The sequence below is a fragment of the Pantoea phosphatilytica genome (assembly GCF_051025615.1).
In the GTDB taxonomy this organism is placed as follows: Bacteria; Pseudomonadota; Gammaproteobacteria; order Enterobacterales; family Enterobacteriaceae; genus Pantoea.
The window spans coordinates 1127203-1140625 of sequence record NZ_JBPFDF010000001.1 but is presented as its reverse complement, the minus strand read 5'-3'; the positions used below and the strand labels follow the sequence as shown (position 1 = coordinate 1140625).

11 protein-coding genes are annotated in these 13423 nt (G+C 60.3%); 8 read left to right on the top strand and 3 right to left on the bottom strand.

Translation table 11 applies throughout. The features are described 5' to 3' along the window. Positions 1-17: 17 nt before the first annotated feature. Positions 18-341 carry a DUF1283 family protein gene (locus ACR6AS_RS05660; protein ID WP_111140522.1) on the bottom strand — a complete coding sequence of 108 codons (324 nt, stop codon included), beginning with the start codon at positions 339-341 and terminating at the stop codon, positions 18-20. A 237-nt stretch (positions 342-578) separates the two neighbouring features. On the opposite strand from ACR6AS_RS05660, the gene ACR6AS_RS05655 reads away from it, so the two are divergent. Then, positions 579-905 carry a YnfA family protein gene (locus ACR6AS_RS05655; protein WP_111140548.1) on the top strand — a complete coding sequence of 109 codons (327 nt, stop codon included), beginning with the start codon at positions 579-581 and terminating at the stop codon, positions 903-905. A gap of 28 nt (positions 906-933) precedes the next feature. Here ACR6AS_RS05655 and ydfG read toward each other — a convergent pair whose 3' ends face one another. Further along, positions 934-1680 (bottom strand): bifunctional NADP-dependent 3-hydroxy acid dehydrogenase/3-hydroxypropionate dehydrogenase YdfG, encoded by a 747-nt coding sequence (ydfG, locus tag ACR6AS_RS05650; protein WP_111140547.1) that lies wholly within the window; start codon positions 1678-1680, stop codon positions 934-936. A gap of 408 nt (positions 1681-2088) precedes the next feature. Between ydfG and guaD the strand changes: the two genes are divergently transcribed. From guaD to dcp, 5 genes are all read left to right on the top strand, one after another. Then, a complete protein-coding gene (gene guaD / locus ACR6AS_RS05645; protein ID WP_434161424.1) occupies positions 2089-3417 on the top strand; it encodes a guanine deaminase in 1329 nt (442 codons plus the stop codon). Beyond that, entirely contained in the window at positions 3414-4856 is a 1443-nt protein-coding gene (xdhA, locus tag ACR6AS_RS05640) for a xanthine dehydrogenase small subunit (RefSeq protein ID WP_434161421.1), read from the top strand. The genes guaD and xdhA overlap by 4 nt, the downstream gene beginning before the upstream one ends. Further along, positions 4846-7212, top strand: a complete 2367-nt coding sequence (gene xdhB / locus ACR6AS_RS05635; protein WP_367395495.1) for a xanthine dehydrogenase molybdopterin binding subunit — start codon at positions 4846-4848, stop codon at positions 7210-7212. Before xdhA ends, xdhB begins: the two co-directional genes overlap by 11 nt. Then, the gene (xdhC, locus tag ACR6AS_RS05630) at positions 7199-7975 is read left to right on the top strand and encodes a xanthine dehydrogenase accessory protein XdhC (protein WP_293770066.1); all 777 of its coding nucleotides are present in this window, start codon (positions 7199-7201) and stop codon (positions 7973-7975) included. Before xdhB ends, xdhC begins: the two co-directional genes overlap by 14 nt. A 61-nt stretch (positions 7976-8036) precedes the next feature. Continuing rightward, positions 8037-10082 (top strand): peptidyl-dipeptidase Dcp, encoded by a 2046-nt coding sequence (gene dcp / locus ACR6AS_RS05625; protein WP_434161417.1) that lies wholly within the window; start codon positions 8037-8039, stop codon positions 10080-10082. A 42-nt stretch (positions 10083-10124) separates the two neighbouring features. Here dcp and hpxO read toward each other — a convergent pair whose 3' ends face one another. Next, the gene (gene hpxO / locus ACR6AS_RS05620; RefSeq protein ID WP_434161414.1) at positions 10125-11282 is read right to left on the bottom strand and encodes an FAD-dependent urate hydroxylase HpxO; all 1158 of its coding nucleotides are present in this window, start codon (positions 11280-11282) and stop codon (positions 10125-10127) included. A 618-nt stretch (positions 11283-11900) separates the two neighbouring features. Here hpxO and ACR6AS_RS05615 point away from each other — a divergent pair. Together ACR6AS_RS05615 and ACR6AS_RS05610 are read left to right on the top strand one after the other, a co-directional pair. Continuing rightward, entirely contained in the window at positions 11901-13082 is a 1182-nt protein-coding gene (locus ACR6AS_RS05615; protein ID WP_111140516.1) for a glycosyltransferase, read from the top strand. Positions 13083-13149: 67 nt separating this feature from the next. Further along, a complete protein-coding gene (locus ACR6AS_RS05610) occupies positions 13150-13395 on the top strand; it encodes a hypothetical protein (protein WP_434161410.1) in 246 nt (81 codons plus the stop codon). Positions 13396-13423: the final 28 nt, after the last annotated feature.

Below are 13423 nucleotides of genomic sequence, written 5' to 3'. Positions count from 1 at the left end.
ATTACTATAGCGCAATTTCAGGGGGTAACCGGGCGGCCTGAACGGCGGTCCAGACAGCGCAGGGTGTTGGGTTCCCAGTAGGCGTTAAGATTGAGGCTCTGCTCGCACTTGTCACGGGTATCAAACGCCCGGTCAGTTTTGTCGAACTCTTTTTCGACGCGGCTGTTTACCTTGTTGCGGAGCATCCGCGTGTCATTCCATTGCTCTCTGTCCTGACGCGCTGCTTCATTGCTCAGCGCAGAGCTGCCATCTTCAATGATCAGACGATTGGTGTTGGCTGTCGCAGTCAGGGCCGCGGTGGAAAGCAGTACCATCAGCACGGCAGGGATCATTTTTTTCATTACTTTATCCTTTAGTTAACGCAAACCATACTCTCTGCGACGGCGATAGCAGCGGACATGCCTGGAGCCTGGCCCATCAGGCTGTTTCAGCGGTGATGCTGAACCCGGACAGCGCACACGCCTGCCTGGTCGCTCTGCAACAATTCAGCCCGATGGCAGAGGCTTTTAGTATATCATCGCCGTTTCTTTGCTCACCAGCGGTGAGTCATTTGTTTACGTTCGGGAGAGGAACCGGTGCTGATCAAGACCGCCTTGCTGTTTTTTATTACCGCGCTGGCGGAGATTACCGGCTGTTTTCTGCCGTGGCTGTGGCTGAAAAAAGGGGGCGCTGTCTGGCTGTTACTGCCTGCGGCGGCCAGCCTGGCGCTGTTTGTCTGGCTGCTGACCCTGCATCCGGCGGCCAGTGGCCGGGTCTACGCGGCCTACGGTGGCGTTTATGTCCTGACGGCGCTGCTCTGGTTGCGGATCGTGGATGGCGTGAAGTTAAGCGCGTGGGACTGGAGCGGGGCACTGATTGCGTTCAGCGGGATGCTGATCATCGTGCTGGGCTGGGGGCGGGGATAACGCCAGCCGCAGCTGGCGTGGCGGGAACTTACGGCTTGTGGACTTTCAGGCCCGCCAGGGTCTGACTGACCGGCATCATCTCCAGGCTGTTGATGTTGACATGCTTTGGCAGCGTCGCGACCCACCAGACCGCCTCCGTCACATCCTCTGGCGTCAGGGCGGTCGCACCTTCATAGACCTGACCCGCTTTATCGTCGTCGCCTTTGAAACGCACGTTAGAAAACTCGGTGCCGCCGACCAGACCCGGTTCAATGTCGGTCACGCGCAGCGCGGTACCGTGCAGGTCGGTACGCAGATTCAGGCTGAACTGACGCACGAAGGCTTTAGTGGCACCATAAACGTTGCCACCGGCATAGGGCCAGCTACCGGCAATCGAACCGATATTGATGATATGACCCACATTGCGCTCCACCATCTGCGGCAGCAGGGCGCGGGTCATATAGACCAGCCCTTTGGTGTTGGTGTCAATCATGTTTTCCCAGTCTTCAACGTTAGCTTTGTGCGCAGGCTCAATGCCCAGCGCCAGCCCGGCATTGTTGACCAGCACGTCGATATGACGCCATTCGGCCGGAAGCTGGCTCACTGCCTCTTCGATCGCGGCACGGTTGCGCACATCAAGCTGCACCGTATAGAGGTTGTCGCCCAGCTCCTCTTTCAGCGCTTTCAGACGTTCGGCGCGGCGTCCGGTGGCAATCACCTTATGACCATTTTCGATAAAGCGGCGGGTGATGCTTTGACCAAAACCGGCGGTCGCACCGGTGACAAAAATTATCATCTCACTGTTCCTTATGCCATTTTCAGAGTCGATGGCTTCACCATAGCATTTCATTCCGGCTTCTGCGCGTGGAAAAACAGCCTGGCCTGTAAACGCATTTTACCGCTCAGCCGGATGCGCCTTTTCAGGGCAGCCTGCACCCTGAAAGGGCAGATTCCGGGCTGAGCGGCCATACTCAAATCATCCTGTCCGGCTGAAAACGGACTGCAACCGTTTGCATCGGTTCCGCAAACGGTTGCTAACCCACTCCGGGCTGTTTTGTTGCGCAACGATGCGTTTCACTCTTATTTTGCTGATTGTTAAGGATTTTATTTCATTTCGAAATTGGCACGCAGGTTGCAAGGCGTAATGAAGATACCTCTGCTGATGCACCATCGCGCATCAGCGCGCATTCAGAAAGGACGGACCATGTTATCAGCAACTGATACGGCGATACGCGCCAGCTTCTTCGATTTCACGGGCACAGTGACTCATCCCGACGATCTCCTCAAACGGGCCCGCTATCTGGAGGATGGGGTGTTGCTGCTGCGTGAAGGCCGCGTGGTGGGGCTGGAGAGCTGGGAGAACAGCGCGGCGCGGCTGGCAGACCAGCCCGTTACCGACCTGCGCGGCAGGCTGATTGTGCCGGGTTTTGTCGACACCCATATTCACTATCCGCAGACCGAGATGATTGGCGCATTCGGTGAACAGTTGCTGGAGTGGCTCAATCACTACACTTTCCCGGTAGAAGCGCAGTATCACTGCCCCGATCACGCGGCGCGGATGTCCGCCTTCTTTCTGCATCAGCTGCTCTCCAACGGCACCACGAGTGCGCTGGTGTTTGGCACCGTCCATCCGCAGTCGGTGGAGGCCCTGTTCAGCGCGGCCGAAGCCCTGAACATGCGGCTGATTGCCGGTAAGGTCATGATGGACCGCAATGCGCCCGACAACCTGACCGAAACGCCGGAGCAGAGCTACCAGCAGACGCGGGCGCTGATTGCGCGCTGGCATCAGCGCGGGCGACTGAGCTATGCGCTGACGCCGCGCTTTGCACCGACCTCGTCCCCGGCGTTGCTGGAAAAAGTTCAGCAGCTGCGTCAGGAGTTCCCGGATACCTGGGTGCACACCCATCTCAGTGAGAATCCGCAGGAGGTGGCCTGGGTGAAAGCACTGTTCCCGGAGCGGGAGAATTATCTGGATGTCTACCATCATCATCAGCTGACGGGCCGTCGCAGCGTCTTTGCGCACTGTCTGCATCTGGACGATCGGGAGTGGCAGTGTCTGCACGACACCGAATCCGCCATTGCATTTTGTCCCACCTCCAACCTGTTTCTCGGCAGCGGGCTGTTCAACCTGAAACGCAGCTGGCAGCAGGGCGTCAGCGTCGGTATCGGCACCGATGTCGGCGCAGGCACCACCTTTAATATGCTGCAGACGCTGGGTGAAGCCTACAAGGTCGGGCAGCTACAGCACTACCGGCTCAGCGCCGCCGAAGCCTTCTACCACGCCACGCTGGGTGGCGCCCATGCGCTGGATCTCGATCACGCCATCGGCAATTTCAACGTGGGTAAAGAGGCCGATTTCGTGGTGCTCGATCCGGCTGTCTCTGCATTGCAGCAGCTGCGTATCGGCAACAGCAAAGATATCTGGGAAAAACTGTTCGTGCTGATGACGCTGGGCGACGACCGCAACATTGCCCAGACCTGGGTCGCGGGTCGTCCGGTCTGGCAGCGCGAATCACAGGAGCAAGCCGCATGATCCAGTTTCTGTTAAATAATCAGCTCGTCACCGAAGAGACGCTCGATCCTAATCTCACGGTGCTCACTTATCTGCGCACCCGGCAGCAGCGCACCGGCACCAAAGAGGGCTGTGCCTCGGGGGACTGCGGCGCCTGTAGCGTCACCCTGGGCAAAGTCGTGGAGGGAAAGATGCAGTATGAAACCGTCAACAGCTGCCTGACGCTGGTCTCCGCCTTACAGGGCAGGCAGCTGATCACGGTAGAGGATCTGCGTCATGGACGCGCCCTGCATCCGGCGCAGCAGGCGATGGTGGAGTGCCACGGGTCGCAGTGCGGATTCTGTACGCCAGGCTTTGTGATGTCGCTGTTCAGCCTGCAAAAAAGGGCGGGAGGCTGGGATCGCCACCAGGCGGAAACGGCGCTGGCCGGAAACCTCTGCCGCTGCACCGGCTACCGGCCCATTATGGCGGCCGCCGAACAGCTCTGTTCGCAGCCGGTGTCCGATCTGTTTGAGCAGCAGGCTGCCACCACCGTACAGCGGCTGGAGGCGCTGGCCAGTCCGGAGGTGCAGGAGTTAGCCGGTGAAGGTCGCCGCTGCTTCCTGCCGAAAACGCCCGCTCAGCTGGCTGCGCTCTGTCAGGCGCATCCCGACGCGCAGCTGATTGCCGGTGGCACCGACCTCAGCCTGCAGATCACCCAGCAGCATAAAAAAATTGGCGTGCTGATTGCGCTGGAGCAGGTTGCCGCGCTTAAAGTCTGCAGCGAATTTGACGACCACTATCTGCTGGGGGCGGGCGCGTCGCTACAGCAGGTCAGCGATTTTCTTGCCAGCCGCATTCCCGGCGTCAGCGAGATGCTGCAACGCTTCGCCTCGCTGCAGATCCGTCTGCAGGGCACCCTGGGCGGCAACATTGCCAACGCTTCGCCAGTCGGCGACGCCTCGCCAGTGCTGCTGGCCCTGGATGCCAGCCTGGTGCTGCAGACGGGCGAACAGCAGCGCAGTCTGCCGCTCGACCAGTTCTTTACCGGCTACCGGCAGACGCAGCTGAAAAAAGGGGAGTTTATCCGCGCCATCCGTATCGATAAGGTGACGGTGTCACCTGATTTTGTCGCCTGGAAAGTCTCTAAACGGCTGGATGACGACATCTCTGCGGTGTTTGGGGCTTTTAATCTTCAGTTTGATCAGGGTGTCGTCAGCGCCGTCCGTATCGCCTTTGGCGGCATGGCCGCGACGCCCGGGCGCGCGTACCACTGCGAACAGAGACTGCTCGGGCAGCCGTTGAATGCGGTGACAGTGTCACACGCAGCGGCCGCGCTGGCCGAGGATTTCCAGCCGCTTTCCGATTTTCGTGCCAGCAGCGACTACCGCCTCAAGGTGGCGCAGAACCTGCTTCGCCGCTACTGGCATCGCCATAACGGCGACATAACCTGTATCGAGGTCTCACGCTATGTCTCATAACCGTCCTGAACTGACCGAAGAGGTGATTAAGGCGCAGTACGCCGCCGACCTGCAGAGCGGCGTGGGTCGCAGTAATCGCCATGAGAGTGCGGAAAAGCACGTTTCGGGTGAGGCGCGCTTCATTGACGACAAGCCGGAGCTGCCCGGACTGCTGCACCTCTGTCCGCGCCTGAGCGAACACGCCCACGCCCGGATCCTGCACATTGATGTGCAACCCTGCTACGCCGTGCCGGGCGTCGTCAGCGTCCTGACCTGGCAGGATGTGCCGGGCATCAACGATGTCGGTCCGCTGGAACCGGGCGATCCGCTGCTGGCGCACGAGAAAGTGGAGTATCTGGGCCAGATTGTGATCGCGGTGGCGGCAGAGACACCTGACGCCGCCCGCCAGGGCGCGGCCGCAGCGGTGATTGAGTATGAGGTGCTGGAACCGCTGCTGGACGTGGAGCAGGCGCTGGCGCAGGGCAGTTTTGTTCAGGAGCCGCATGTTCATCAGCGCGGCGACGTGGAGGCGGCGCTGGCGCGTGCGCCGCATCGGGTCAGCGGATCGTTTCATATCGGCGGCCAGGAGCACTTCTATCTGGAAACCCAGACCGCGATGGTGATCCCGGGCGAAGATCAGCAGCTGCAGGTTTTCTCCTCGACCCAGAACCCCACCGAAGTGCAGAAGCTGGTGGCGGAGGTGATGGGCATCAGCCTGAATCAGGTCACCATCGATATGCGTCGCATGGGCGGCGGTTTCGGCGGCAAAGAGACGCAGGCGGCGGGCGTCGCCTGTCTCTGCGCCATCGTGGCGCGCCAGACCGGGCGGGCGGCGAAGATGCGGCTCTCACGCCGCGACGATATGCGCGTGACCGGCAAACGCCATCCTTTCTTCGTGCGCTATGAGGCGGGCGTCGAGGAGGATGGACGGCTCTGCGGCATCCGTATCGATCTGGCCGGAAACTGCGGTTATTCGCTGGATCTGAGCGGATCCATTGTCGATCGTGCCATGTTCCACGCCGATAACGCCTATTACCTCGGAGATGCACGGATTACCGGCTATCGCTGCCGCACCAATACGGCCTCCAACACCGCCTACCGGGGATTTGGCGGACCGCAGGGTATGGTGGCGATTGAACAGATCATGGATCACATCGCCCGCGAACGGGGTCTGGACCCGCTGACGCTGCGCAAACGTAACTACTACGGCAAGGAGGATCGTAACATTACCCATTACCATCAGCAGGTCGAAGATAACCTGCTGGATGAGATCACGGAGCAGCTTGAACGCAGCAGCGACTACCAGGCCCGCCGCGCAGAGATTACGGCTTTTAACGCCCGCAGCCCGCTGCTGAAACGCGGACTGGCGCTGACCCCGGTGAAGTTTGGTATCTCCTTTACCTCCAGCTTTCTTAACCAGGCAGGCGCGCTGATCCTGATCTACACCGACGGTACGGTGCAGCTTAACCACGGCGGAACCGAGATGGGCCAGGGGCTCAACACCAAGGTGACGCAGATTGTCGCCGAGGTGCTGCAGATCGAGACCGATAAAATCCAGATCACCGCCACCGACACCGGAAAAGTGCCGAATACCTCCCCGACGGCCGCCTCCAGCGGTGCAGACCTCAATGGCAAAGCGGCGCAGAATGCGGCGGAGATTCTGCGTGACCGGCTGACCGCGATGCTCTGCGAACAGCATCAGTGCGACGCCGCCGAGGTGAGTTTCCGCAACGGCGTGGTGCGCGCCGGGGAGAAACATTACACCTTTGCTGAGGTGGCAAAGCTGGCGTGGCTGAATCAGGTGCCGCTTTCGGCCACCGGCTACTATCGCGTGCCGGGTATTCACTACGACCGGCTGGCGGGACGGGGCAAACCTTTCTACTACTACGCCTTCGGGGCGGCCTGCTGCGAAGTGATCATCGATACGCTGACCGGCGAATCCCGCCTGCTGCGTGCCGACATCCTGCATGATGTCGGCGCCTCCTTAAACCCGGCCATCGATATCGGTCAGGTGGAAGGGGGCTTTGTGCAGGGGCTGGGCTGGCTCACCTGCGAAGAGCTGGTGTGGAATGATAAAGGGCAGCTGCTGACCGATGGTCCGGCGAGCTACAAAATTCCGGCCATCAGCGATGTGCCGGCCGATCTGCGGGTCACGCTGGTAGAGAATCGCAAAAATCCAAAGGAGACGGTGTTTCACTCCAAGGCCGTCGGGGAGCCGCCCTTTATGCTGGGTATCGCGGCCTGGTGCGCCCTGCAGGATGCGGTAGCCAGCGTCGCGGACTACCGGCAGCACCCGCTGCTGGATGCGCCCGCCACGCCCGAACGGATCTTCCGGGGCGTGCAGCGCCTGACAGGAGCCACTGATGATCTACCATGACTGGATCGGCGTGCTGCACCAGCTGCGGGAGAAGCGTCAGAGCTGCGTCCTGATCACCGTGCTCAGTGAACAGGGGTCGGTGCCGCGTGACAGCGGCAGCAAGATGATTGTTTCACAGCAGGAGACGTGGCTGACTATCGGCGGCGGGCATCTGGAGTTTCAGTGCATCGCCCAGGCCAGGGCGATGCTGGAGAGCGGTACCCGCGCCCCGCACACGGAAGCCTTCAGCCTGGGCGCGCGGCTCGGCCAGTGCTGCGGCGGCAGGACTACGCTGCTGTTTGAGCCGCTGCTGCAGGCGCAGCCGGAGATCTGGCTGTTCGGGGCCGGACATGTCGGTCAGGCGCTGGTGAATCTGCTGTCAACGTTACCCTGTCACATAAACTGGGTCGACAGTCGCGCGGCGCAGTTCTGCCATGTGCCGCCCGGCGTCGTGACACATCAGCCGGAGGATCCGCTCGACTGCGTGGCGCAGGCCCCGGCAGGCAGCTACTTCATCATCATGACGCACCATCATCCGCTCGACTTTGCCCTGTGCGAGGCGGTGCTCCGGCGCGGTGATTTTCGCTATGCCGGGGTGATCGGCTCAGCAACCAAGAATCAGCGTTTCCGCTACCGGCTGGCGGGCAAGGGAGTGGAGAGCGACACGCTGGCCCGCCTGCGCTGTCCGATTGGCCTGCCGGATGTGAAAGGCAAGCTGCCCGCCGAGATTGCGGTGGCGATTGCCGGTGAGATCATCAGCGTTTATCAGCAGACGATCGGCTGAGTTGTCGCGCTGGCGGCAACCTGTCAGGATAAGCCTTTGCGATGCCCATCAGGAGCGAACCATGAACGCCCGTCAGAATCCCTTCTTTAGCGTCAGCACACTGCCTTACCAGGCGCCTCCTTTTGATCAGATCGAGGAGCAGGATTTCCTGCCCGCACTGCAGGCAGGTATTGAGGCGAAGCGTCAGGAAATCGCCGCAATCGCCGGGAACAGCGAGGCGCCCACCTTTCTCAACACCCTCGAGGCGCTGGAGAAGAGCGGACAGCTGCTGAACCGGGTTAACCTGGTCTTCAGCGCCATGACGTCTGCACATACCAGCCCTTATCTGCAGCAGGTCGATGAGGAGATTGCGCCGCAGCTCACCGCGCTGAACGATGAGATCATGCTTAACCGGCCGCTGTTCTCACGACTTGATGCGGTCTATCTGGATCGCGCAACGCTGGATAGCGAATCGAAACGGCTGGTCGAGGTGATCTGGCAGCGCTTCCAGCTGGCGGGGGCCAACCTGCCGGAGGCGCAGAAACAGCAGCTTAAGGCGCTGAATCAGGAGGCGGCGCGCCTCAGCACCCGCTTTACCAACCGGCTGCTGGCGGCCACCAAAGCGTGCGGGCTGGTGGTCAGCGATCGGCAGCAGCTGGCGGGACTGTCCGCCGCCGATCTCGCGGTGGCTCAGGCGGAAGCGCGGGCGCGCGGCCTGGAGGATCGCTGGCTGCTGGTGCTGCAGAACACCACACAGCAACCGGCGCTGCAGAGCCTCACCGACCGTGCCACCCGTGAGGCGCTCTTTACGGCTGGCGTCACGCGTACCGAAAAAGGGGATGAAAACGACACCCGCGAGCTTATTCTGCGGCTGGCGCAGGTCAGGGCGGAGCAGGCCAGGCTGCTGGGCTTTGCCAGCTACGCGGCGTGGAAGCTGCAGGATCAGATGGCGAAAACGCCCGATGCGGCGCTGGCCTTTATGCGCAACATCGTGCCTGCCGCCCGCGCCCGCGCCGGACGGGAAGCGGCGGCGATTCAGCAGATCATCGACGAGCAGCAGGGCGGTTTTACCCTGGAAGCCTGGGACTGGCGCTTCTATGCCGAACAGGTGCGGCGCGCCCGCTACGACCTGGATGAGAGTCAGATCAAACCCTACTTCGAACTCAACTCGGTGCTGCATAACGGCGTCTTCCGGGCGGCCACGCAGCTCTACGGCATCCGGTTTGCGCAGCGTCAGGATCTGCCGGTTTACCATCCCGACGTTCAGGTCTATGAGATTTTCGACGCGGATGACACCCCGCTGGCGCTCTTCTATACCGACTTCTTTAAGCGCGACAGCAAAGGCGGCGGAGCCTGGATGAGTAACTTCGTTAACCAGTCAACGCTGCTGGAGAGCCGGCCGGTGATCTACAACGTCTGCAACTACACCCGGCCGCCAGCCGGTGAGCCTGCGCTGCTGAGCTGGGACGACGTCATTACCCTGTTCCATGAGTTTGGTCATACGCTGCACGGGTTGTTCGCCAGCCAGCGCTATCCAAGCCTCTCCGGCACGGAAACCCCGCGCGACTTTGTTGAGTTTCCATCGCAGATCAACGAGCACTGGGCCAGCGAGCCGGAGGTGTTCCGGCACTACGCCCGCCACTATCAGACGCAGGAGCCGATGCCTGCCGCGCTATATGAGAAGATGGTGCAGGCCGCACAGTTCAACAAAGGCTATGAGATGAGCGAACTGCTGGCGGCTGCGCTGCTCGATCTGCACTGGCACAGTCTGAAGGCCGACGCCGCGCCGCACAGCGTCGGCGATTTTGAGCAGCAGGCGCTGGAGAGCGATAATCTGGCGCTGACGGCGGTGCCGCCGCGCTATCGCTCCAGCTATTTCCAGCACATCTGGGGCGGCGGCTATGCGGCGGGCTACTACGCCTATATCTGGACGCAGATGCTTGCCGACGATGGCTATCAGTGGTTTTCAGAGCGGGGCGGACTGACGCGGGAAAACGGCGATCTTTTCCGGCAGAAGATTCTGTCCCGGGGCAACAGCAGCGATCTGAAAACGCTCTATGAGAGCTGGCGGGGCGCAGCGCCAGAGCTGGCGCCGATGCTGAAAAATCGCGGTCTCACGGACGACTGACACCGGCAGCGGGCCGTCATGCAGACGGCCCGCGCTTTACCGCTAGCCCAGCGGGCCGCCTTCGATGGTTTCGCACATACCGGCCAGCACGCGCTCGCCGGTTTCGTTTTTCAGGGAGTCATACCACGCCGCCGTGACGGCCGGGTCGCGCGCATGGGTCACGTCGCAGCGTTTACGCGCTTTCAGCACCAGATCTCTGACCCGCTCAACCCGCCGGGTCTGATAGCGCAGCAGCGCATCCTCAATGCCCAGCGAATGGGACGCCAGAGCAGAGGCCAGCACCACCGCATCCTCCATCGCCGCGCAGCCGCCCTGACCAATATCGGGCGTGGTACTGTGGGCGGCGTCGCCCAGCAGGGCGATGCGACCCTTAACGAACCGGCTGAACGGCTCGATATCGTGGATCTCTACCCGGTTGGTGGTTTCAGGATTGATGGCCGCAATCAGCCGCTGCACCGGCGCCGCCCAGCCCCGGAAGTAGCCGGTTAAATCCGCTTTTACCGTGGATCGATCCTGTGGCAACCCTTTTGGCAGCGGCACATCAAAGAAGAAGTAGAAGCGATTGCCGCTGATCGGCATCAGTGACACCCGCTTGCCATCGCCGACAAAGGTGGTCCACTGGTCGGCGGGCGCGATCCCTTCATCGATGGTAACGAGGCCGTTCCAGTTAACGTAACCGGCATAGCGCCGCTCCAGCTTCTGCTCCAGCACATAGTCGCGGATCACCGAGTGGGTACCGTCTGCGGCAATCAGAAAATCACCGTGGGCCTGGCTGTTGTCCGAGAAGGTGGCGATAACCCCCTGTTCGGTCTGCCTGACCTGGATCACCCGCTTGCCAAACTGCACCCGATCGCGGCCGAAGGTGTCGATCAGCATCGCCTGCAGTTCGGCCCGCGCAACCGGGCAGGGATATTCGCCGACCTGCTGCACCAGCGGCGCCATGCTGAAGCGGGTCAGGGCGGCTCCGCTGGTGCCGTCGTGATAGGCCATATAAGCCATATTCCCGCCCAGCTTACGCAGCGCAGCTTTCATGCCCAGCGCGTTCAGGCATTTCACGCCGTTGGGCCAGATCGAAATTGCCGCGCCAACCGGCTTCATCTCCCTGACGGCTTCAAAGACGTCGACCTCAAATCCGGCTTTTTCCAGCGCGATGGCGCTGCTCATGCCGCCGATCCCGCCACCAATCACGATTGCTTTCATAATGCTCTCCTGTCTGCTTGCCTTACATCCTGCAACTTTTGTACCAGGCAGGCGTGCGCCGCAGAAAAGAGCAGCGGCGGCAGTAAAATCAAGGCATTAAGGCCCGAGCAGGCCAGCGATTCCGCCGCGACTGGCGATGCCGTTGCACTACCATGTTGCAGCGTGACGTTTCATCAGGGTGCAGACCCGGCGATGCTGTATCGATCGTTTCATCGCCCGATCTGGCGCGGGGCGCGATCAGCCCATCTCATCCGCCGGGCAGGTGCGTTTCTGGCGGTGTCCTGAAGTCAGTTAAGAAATAATTAACGATAAGGCGGGCAGGAAGCGCTAAATAGCCCGAAAAATAATTAAACAATTAATTAACAATCGGCCCGGTTAATCGCGGTCAGGCCAGGTGTTTATTCTCCCGTAAAGGCTGGTAAACCAACCGGATAGTGCCATAAATAGCGTTTGTTTATTCACAATCAGAAACAACTGTGATGATTTTGTTGCCAGATTAAAGCATAAGGAAAATCGTACAAACCGCGCCACAACAGGCTTTTAGGATATTGCCTGGACGCGGATTCTGGCGTGGCATGATATAGATCACGCCAATGACAAGGACTCCGGAAGGCAATCATGAAAATTGGAATCACAAATAACCAGTATCCCGAGCAGCGCAATATTTTAGTTAATCCGGATAATGAATATATCAATCTGAAGAAAAGCAATCTGTTCTATTTTATTAATCCGTTACGCACCCGATTGCTTAAAAAAAATAAAATCTTTGTTTTCCAGCCGGTGCCGTTTTCCGGGGCTTCGCGGGTGGACATCCTGCATCTGTTTAATGAAGTCGCGATTACCCGCCAGAAGTGGGTGGCAAGCTTTGAAACCGAGCTGCCGCGCGTGTTACCGGTGGCGGGCGTCGCCAAGCAGGATAACCCGGAGTTGCAGCGCCTGATCCCGCACCTGTTGAAAGATAACTGTCTGGGGCTGATTGCGATCTCCGATGCCACGCTGAATATTCAGATGAAGCTGTTCAGACCTGATATTGCGCAGCAGATCCGCCGGAAAACCCTGGTGCTGCATCCGCCACAAAAGCTGTTTGTGCAGCAGAAGGCACCACGCCAGCCCGGCATACTCAGGCTGACGTTCGCCGGTAATGAGTTCTACCGTAAAGGCGGCGCGGAAGTGGTGCTGGCCATCAGTGAACTGCTTGAAGAGCGCCGCATGGAAGAGTCGCAGCTGGATGTGCAGCTGATTGGCGAGCTGTCCAAGCGCCACAACGTGGCGCATCGCCAGTTCCAGGATGATGAGGCGTTCTGTCGCGGCATTGAGAACCGGATTAAACGCTATCGTTGCTTTACCCACCACGCCCGGATGGAGAATGGCGCACTGATGCAGCTGTTCCGCCAGAGTGATGCCGGACTCCTGCCGACCTGGCAGGAGACTTATGGCTTCTCGGTACTGGAGATGCAGGCCAACGGCTGCCCGGTGATCACCAGTAACGTGCGGGCGCTGCCGGAGATCAATCCCGCCAGCGCGGGCTGGGTGCTGACCAGTCCACTGAACGCTGACCGCGAATACAGCATTACCTCGCCGGATGAGAAAGCCGCACTGCGCCGCTCGCTGGTGGAGGGCCTCAAGTCGACGCTGCTGGCCATTATTGAGCGTCCTGAAATATTGCAGGAGAAGGGCGAGGCGGCCATTCAGCGTATCCGGGAGCAGCATGACACCCAGCGTTACATTGCCCGACTCAACGAAATCTACAGCCGTGGCGTGATGAATGCCACTCAACACCCTCCTGTTGTCTCAATTTAGTGAGATTTCCCTGACGGGACGCGCCAGACTGGTCATACTCAGGGAAGCGTCCCACAGGAGAACTCTTATGAAACTGCTCGTCACTCTGCTGCTGTCCGGTTTACTGGGCAGCAGCGCCTTCGCTCAGCCCGCTCCGCTTTTTCCAGCCCGCGCCCCCGTGGTTAAGCTGACGCCCGCTGCGGCCCGTTGCGATCTCTCTGCCTGCCAGTCCAACTGCTACGTTGAACAGTCTCACTGCAATACCCGTGACAACGGATCCTGCAGCACCGAGGCGCAGATGTGTGTGCAGGCCTGTGCCAGTCAATGTAAGTAATCTCTTTCAGTAAAGAACGTCTGGTTGC

Coding starts and splice junctions, on each gene's coding strand:
- ACR6AS_RS05660 (WP_111140522.1), bottom strand. CDS start 341: ATGAAAAAAATGATCCCTGCCGTGCTGATGGTACTGCTTTCCACCGCG.
- ydfG (WP_111140547.1), bottom strand. CDS start 1,680: ATGATAATTTTTGTCACCGGTGCGACCGCCGGTTTTGGTCAAAGCATC.
- guaD (WP_434161424.1), top strand. CDS start 2,089: ATGTTATCAGCAACTGATACGGCGATACGCGCCAGCTTCTTCGATTTC.
- xdhA (WP_434161421.1), top strand. CDS start 3,414: ATGATCCAGTTTCTGTTAAATAATCAGCTCGTCACCGAAGAGACGCTC.
- xdhB (WP_367395495.1), top strand. CDS start 4,846: ATGTCTCATAACCGTCCTGAACTGACCGAAGAGGTGATTAAGGCGCAG.
- xdhC (WP_293770066.1), top strand. CDS start 7,199: ATGATCTACCATGACTGGATCGGCGTGCTGCACCAGCTGCGGGAGAAG.
- dcp (WP_434161417.1), top strand. CDS start 8,037: ATGAACGCCCGTCAGAATCCCTTCTTTAGCGTCAGCACACTGCCTTAC.
- hpxO (WP_434161414.1), bottom strand. CDS start 11,282: ATGAAAGCAATCGTGATTGGTGGCGGGATCGGCGGCATGAGCAGCGCC.
- ACR6AS_RS05615 (WP_111140516.1), top strand. CDS start 11,901: ATGAAAATTGGAATCACAAATAACCAGTATCCCGAGCAGCGCAATATT.
- ACR6AS_RS05610 (WP_434161410.1), top strand. CDS start 13,150: ATGAAACTGCTCGTCACTCTGCTGCTGTCCGGTTTACTGGGCAGCAGC.